This is a genomic window from Candidatus Erwinia dacicola (assembly GCF_001756855.1).
Lineage (GTDB): Bacteria > Pseudomonadota > Gammaproteobacteria > Enterobacterales > Enterobacteriaceae > Erwinia > Erwinia dacicola.
The window spans coordinates 1-4,937 of the sequence record NZ_MAYS01000121.1 but is presented as its reverse complement, the minus strand read 5'-3'; the positions used below and the strand labels follow the sequence as shown (position 1 = coordinate 4,937).

Annotated in this window: 7 protein-coding genes; 3 read left to right on the top strand and 4 right to left on the bottom strand. The window is 54.7% G+C overall.

Annotated elements, in window-relative coordinates; all coding sequences use genetic code 11:
- Positions 1–99: 99 nt before the first annotated feature.
- The 3 genes from BBW68_RS03745 to trmB form a co-directional block, all read right to left on the bottom strand.
- Positions 100–813 (bottom strand): YggN family protein, encoded by a 714-nt coding sequence (locus BBW68_RS03745; RefSeq protein WP_070134056.1) that lies wholly within the window; start codon positions 811–813, stop codon positions 100–102.
- Between the two features lie 116 nt (positions 814–929).
- Positions 930–1,256 carry a YggL family protein gene (locus BBW68_RS03740; RefSeq protein WP_070134055.1) on the bottom strand — a complete coding sequence of 109 codons (327 nt, stop codon included), beginning with the start codon at positions 1,254–1,256 and terminating at the stop codon, positions 930–932.
- Positions 1,256–1,975: a tRNA (guanosine(46)-N7)-methyltransferase TrmB gene (gene trmB, locus BBW68_RS03735; RefSeq protein WP_070134054.1), complete on the bottom strand. Its 720-nt coding sequence runs from the start codon at positions 1,973–1,975 to the stop codon at positions 1,256–1,258. The genes BBW68_RS03740 and trmB overlap by 1 nt, the downstream gene beginning before the upstream one ends.
- Positions 1,976–2,215: 240 nt before the next feature.
- Here trmB and mutY point away from each other — a divergent pair, with 240 nt between their 5' ends.
- Genes mutY through mltC form a run of 3 tightly spaced genes read left to right on the top strand, consistent with a single transcriptional unit; the run spans position 2,216 to position 4,702 of the window.
- On the top strand, positions 2,216–3,298 hold the full coding sequence (gene mutY / locus BBW68_RS03730; protein WP_186821261.1) for an A/G-specific adenine glycosylase: 1,083 nt from the start codon (positions 2,216–2,218) through the stop codon (positions 3,296–3,298).
- Positions 3,298–3,570, top strand: a complete 273-nt coding sequence (locus BBW68_RS03725; RefSeq protein ID WP_070134052.1) for an oxidative damage protection protein — start codon at positions 3,298–3,300, stop codon at positions 3,568–3,570. The genes mutY and BBW68_RS03725 overlap by 1 nt, the downstream gene beginning before the upstream one ends.
- A gap of 52 nt (positions 3,571–3,622) precedes the next feature.
- A complete protein-coding gene (mltC, locus tag BBW68_RS03720) occupies positions 3,623–4,702 on the top strand; it encodes a membrane-bound lytic murein transglycosylase MltC (protein ID WP_070134051.1) in 1,080 nt (359 codons plus the stop codon).
- On the opposite strand, the gene BBW68_RS20520 is transcribed toward mltC, so the two are convergent.
- Entirely contained in the window at positions 4,658–4,870 is a 213-nt protein-coding gene (locus BBW68_RS20520) for a toxin-antitoxin system HicB family antitoxin (protein ID WP_342449364.1), read from the bottom strand. The two genes, mltC and BBW68_RS20520, sit on opposite strands and share 45 nt — an antisense overlap.
- Positions 4,871–4,937 lie beyond the last annotated feature (67 nt).

The following is a 4,937-nucleotide window of genomic DNA, read 5'->3' as shown; positions in this document are numbered from 1 at the left end:
GTGACGCTCGCCCTGTAAGGGCGCTACGTTCATTACGATTGGTGGAAATAATAGACATGGGCTGACCTTCTTTTTCGGCCAGCCCGCATAAGATTACGATTATTTAAGAGCGGCAATCAACGCTTTGCGTTGCCCTTCCAGCGTTGTCACGCGATTACACACCTCATGACCAAAGTTCTGGAAATCCTGCTCCTGATTGCTCCACTCAGCCTGAATTGCTTGCTGTAAACCACCAAGGTTGCCCATAATCGTCTGCAGCGGATTATCGCTGCTGGTCTGCTTGCCGCCCATCTCGTTCAGGCTGTCCTGCACCACGCCGCCCAGCGCGTTCTGCACCAGCTGCTCACCGTCCTGACGCACCTGATTGACCGCCTGATGGTGGAAGGTTAAGCCGTCGCTGCGGTGCTCGATAATGCGGTCCATCTGCTGCTTCAGCTGGCCGTCCAGCGTCGTCAGGCGCTTACGCACGTTACTGTTCTTACCCAGCTTCTCCACCACCACCCGGTCCAGCGCCACGCGGCCTTTCTCTAGGCGCTGCTGGGCACCGCGATCAATCAACGGCAGGTCGCGGCGCAGCGCGTTCTGGTAATCAATGGCTTTCTGGCGCGTGGCGGCGTCAACATCGACCACTTTGCCGTTGCGCTGCACATCGCCTACCGGAGAGATTGCCAGTTTACCGCTGGCACCCACCACCTTAACCAAGTTCGGGCTGATGATGATGTCGTCTCGGGGATTCATGCTGCACCGATAATCGGCCTGTGCCTGACCGGTGACCAGCAGCAGTAATGCCCCGCTGAAAAGCGCTTTGCGCATAAATTTCGCTCCTTGATAGAGAAAGGGCTGAACGAAAAAAGATCGGCCCCTACAATGAGTGATGAGCTTTCTCTATGTAGGGGCTGACCCTCTTTTTCGAGGTCAGTCCTGACAAGTTAGTCCCACCAGAAGTCGAAGAGTTCGGTTACTTTGACATCGTTGAGCTTACACGCCTCCAGCCAGTTCTTAACCAGCTCGCGGTGCTCATCGGTGCATTTACCGATTTTCTGCAGGCAGATCAGACCTTCCCACTGCAGGTAACCGCTGCCGTCAAACGCTAGGCCGTTAGGGTCGATCACTTCATTGATTAGGGCATCAACCGTACTCTTGATGGTCTCTTCGCTGCTGCCTTCCGGGAATGTGAAGCCTACGGAAAAACCTAACTCCTGAAACTCATCAATGTGCATTTTTTTACGAAGACGACGACTGCGTTGTGTAGCCATTATTTAACCCTCCCAAACATCAGATCCCAAACACCGTGGCCAAGACGCTGGCCACGCTGCTCAAATTTAGTTAATGGCCGTGATTCCGGGCGTGGCACCCAGTTAGCCGTTTCCGACTGGTTCTTGTAACCGTCGATGCTGCTCATTACTTCGAGCATGTATTCAGCATAGGCTTCCCAGTCGGTTGCCATGTGGAACACGCCGCCCACCTTCAGCTTGCGCATCACCAACTCGGCAAACGGCACCTGCACGATGCGGCGCTTATTGTGGCGCGTTTTATGCCACGGATCGGGGAAGAACAGTTGCACCATACGCAGCGAATTATCCGGGATCATGGTGTTCAGCACTTCCACCGCGTCATGGCACATCACGCGCAGGTTATCGACGCCCGCTTCATGGGCCGTAGCCAAGCAAGCCCCCACGCCCGGCGAGTGAACTTCAATGCCGAGGAAATTCTGCTGTGGATTGCTGGCCGCCATCGACACCAGCGAAGCGCCCATGCCAAAGCCAATATCTAATACCACCGGCGCATCGCGGCCAAACAGCGTGGTTAAATCGACCGGTTCCGACTGATACTCAACACCCATCACCGGCCACAGCTGATCCAGCGCCTGCTGCTGACCTTTAGTCAGACGGCCTTGGCGGCGCACAAAGCTGCGGATCCGGCGCATAGCGCGACCATTTTCGTCAAATTTCGGTGAGATAACATCGTTTTTCATAATTCTGCCTGCGGCTGTGCACTTTGGAAAGCGGGCATTATGCCTTCAGGAAGGCAAAACATAAAGACCGCCCTGCTTGTCAGATTACCCGGCTAGCAGTATAGACGTCGCTGGCATCACTGGCAGCATCCGGTCAGCGATGCGACAACAAATTACCGTGATTATCCGGTTTACACTCCTTACTGTCTGTGCTGGAATCCCTGCCTGATTTTTAGCAACGACACGGCGGCGGTTTCGATGATGCAGGCAGCACAATTTTCTCAGCAGGTACTGGCGTGGTATCAACGTTTCGGGCGGAAAACCCTGCCGTGGCAGCTGGAAAAAACGCCGTACAAAGTCTGGCTGTCCGAGGTGATGCTGCAACAGACGCAGGTCGCAACCGTCATCCCCTATTTTGAACGCTTTATGGCGCGTTTCCCAACCGTCACCGACCTCGCCGCCGCGCCGCTGGATGAGGTACTGTACCTGTGGACCGGCCTCGGCTATTACGCCCGCGCGCGCAACCTGCATAAAGCGGCGAAAAGGGTGGTCGAGCAGCATGGCGGTCTCTTCCCGCAGACCTTCGAAGAGGTCGCTAACCTGCCCGGCGTCGGGCGTTCTACCGCCGGATCTATCCTCTCTCTGGCGCTCGGTAAGCACTTCCCTATTCTTGACGGCAACGTGAAGCGCGTGCTGGCGCGATGCTATGCGGTGGACGGCTGGCCGGGGAAGAAAAAGGTGGATAAACGCCTGTGGCAGATCAGCGAAGACGTAACCCCAGCCGAGGGAGTCAGCCAGTTTAACCAAGCGATGATGGATCTGGGCGCAATGGTCTGCACGCGCTCCAAACCCAAATGCGAGATCTGCCCGTTGAACCTCGGCTGCGTTGCCTATGCTAACAGCAGCTGGGCACAGTACCCTGGCAAAAATCCGAAGCAGACCATTCCGCACCGCACAGCCTGGCTGCTGCTAATGCAGCAGGGGCAGGATGTCTGGCTGGAGAAGCGCCCGCCGGTGGGGCTGTGGGGCGGCCTGTTCTGCTTCCCGCAGTACAGCACTGAAGAGGAGCTGAGCCAAGCGTTACGCAACAACGGAGTGGATGACCAGCCGCTGCAGCAGATGACCGCCTTCCGCCACACCTTCAGCCATTTCCATCTGGATATCGTGCCTATGTGGCTGGATCTGCCTTCTGCCCGTGTGGCAATGGATGCCGGGCCGGGTCTCTGGTATAACTTAGTGCAACCGCCCGCCGTAGGGCTGGCCGCGCCGGTGGAACGTCTGCTACAGAAGCTGCGTCAGCCGCAGCAAATGGCGCTGAGCGCTCGCACGACAGAGGAAGAGTAATGAGCCAAACTATTTTTTGCACGTTCCTGCAACGTGACGCCGAAGGGCAGGATTTTCAGCTGTATCCGGGCGATGTGGGTAAACGCATCTACAACGAGATTTCTAAAGAAGCTTGGTCACAATGGATGGCAAAACAGACTATGCTGATCAACGAAAAGAAACTCAGCATGATGAATCCAGATGACCGTAAGCTGCTGGAGCAGGAGATGATTAAGTTTCTGTTTGAAGGCCATGAAGTCCATATCGAAGGTTATACCCTGCCAGAAGAATAAGCGTTGGGCCTCACAGATGAGGCCCTCTCAATTGTAGGCGAAGCATTAAACGATGAATAAGAAACTGATAAGTCTGCTGGTTATTGCACCATTACTGATGTCCTGCTCCGGCAAGAAACAAAATAACTATCATGAAGAGTGGGTTAAAGACACCAATGGCTATGATATCCTGATGGGTCAGTTTGCCCACAACATTGAGAATATTTGGGGCATTAACGAAGTACTGATCGCCGGTTCAAAAGATTACGTGAAGTACAGCGATCAATATTACACCCGTAGCCACATCAACTTCGACACCGGTAGCATTACCATCGAAACCATCGCCGGAACGGATCCAATAGCCAGCCTGCGCCAAGCGATTATCACGACCCTGCTGATCGGCGAAGATCCGGGTAATGTCGATCTCTACTCCGACGTTAACGATATTCAGATCAGTAAAGAGCCGCTGCTGTACGGCCAGGTGCTGGATAACACCCGCCAGCCAATCCGTTGGCAGGGCCGCGCTGCCAGCTTTGCGGATTACCTGATCCAACATAAGCTGCAAAAGCGTAACTCCGGCCTGCATGTGATCTGGTCCGTCACCATTCTGATGGTGCCAAATCACTTGGACAAGCGTGCGCACAAATACCTGCCCATGGTTCGTAAAGCAGCCGAGAAATACGGCGTCGATCAGTCGCTGATCCTGGCGATTATGCAGATTGAATCGAGCTTCAACCCGTATGCGGTCAGCCATGCGGATGCGCTGGGTCTGATGCAGGTGGTGCAGCATACTGCCGGGGTCGACGTTTTCCGTATGAAGGGGAAATGGGGCAAGCCGAGCCGTAGCTATCTGCTGGACCCGGAAAACAACATCGATGCCGGTACCGCGTACCTGTCGATCTTGCAGGGCAGCTATCTGTCCAGCATCAGCAACAGCACCTCGCGCCGCTATGCGGTCATCATCGCCTACAACGGTGGAGCGGGCAGCGTGCTGCGGGTATTCTCCAGCGATAAAAATCGAGCCTTCAGCAACATTAACGAGATGTCACCGGCGCAAGTCTATCAGCAGCTAACCACCAACCATCCGTCAGCGGAATCACGCCGCTACCTAGTGAAAGTGACCAACGCGCAGAAAGGCTATCACCGCTACTGACAGCCGCAGAGGTCCGGCATGCCCGACCCTGTTTTCGCTCCAAGCTTTTTTCATTTTTTTGCTGAGAGCCGCCACAATATAGCTGTTAAGCGACAGCTGATGCTCCGCTGCTGCCAGCACCAGCTGCTCACCAAACGACTCCGGATAGCGCAAAGTGAAAGTTCTCACTTTCTCTTCCTTCTCATGGATTGGCTCCTATATTTCCATACACTTTCTATCACTTAACCTATTACTG

Coding starts and splice junctions, on each gene's coding strand:
- mltC (WP_070134051.1), top strand. CDS start 3,623: ATGAATAAGAAACTGATAAGTCTGCTGGTTATTGCACCATTACTGATG.
- trmB (WP_070134054.1), bottom strand. CDS start 1,975: ATGAAAAACGATGTTATCTCACCGAAATTTGACGAAAATGGTCGCGCT.
- BBW68_RS03725 (WP_070134052.1), top strand. CDS start 3,298: ATGAGCCAAACTATTTTTTGCACGTTCCTGCAACGTGACGCCGAAGGG.
- BBW68_RS03745 (WP_070134056.1), bottom strand. CDS start 813: ATGCGCAAAGCGCTTTTCAGCGGGGCATTACTGCTGCTGGTCACCGGT.
- mutY (WP_186821261.1), top strand. CDS start 2,216: ATGCAGGCAGCACAATTTTCTCAGCAGGTACTGGCGTGGTATCAACGT.
- BBW68_RS03740 (WP_070134055.1), bottom strand. CDS start 1,256: ATGGCTACACAACGCAGTCGTCGTCTTCGTAAAAAAATGCACATTGAT.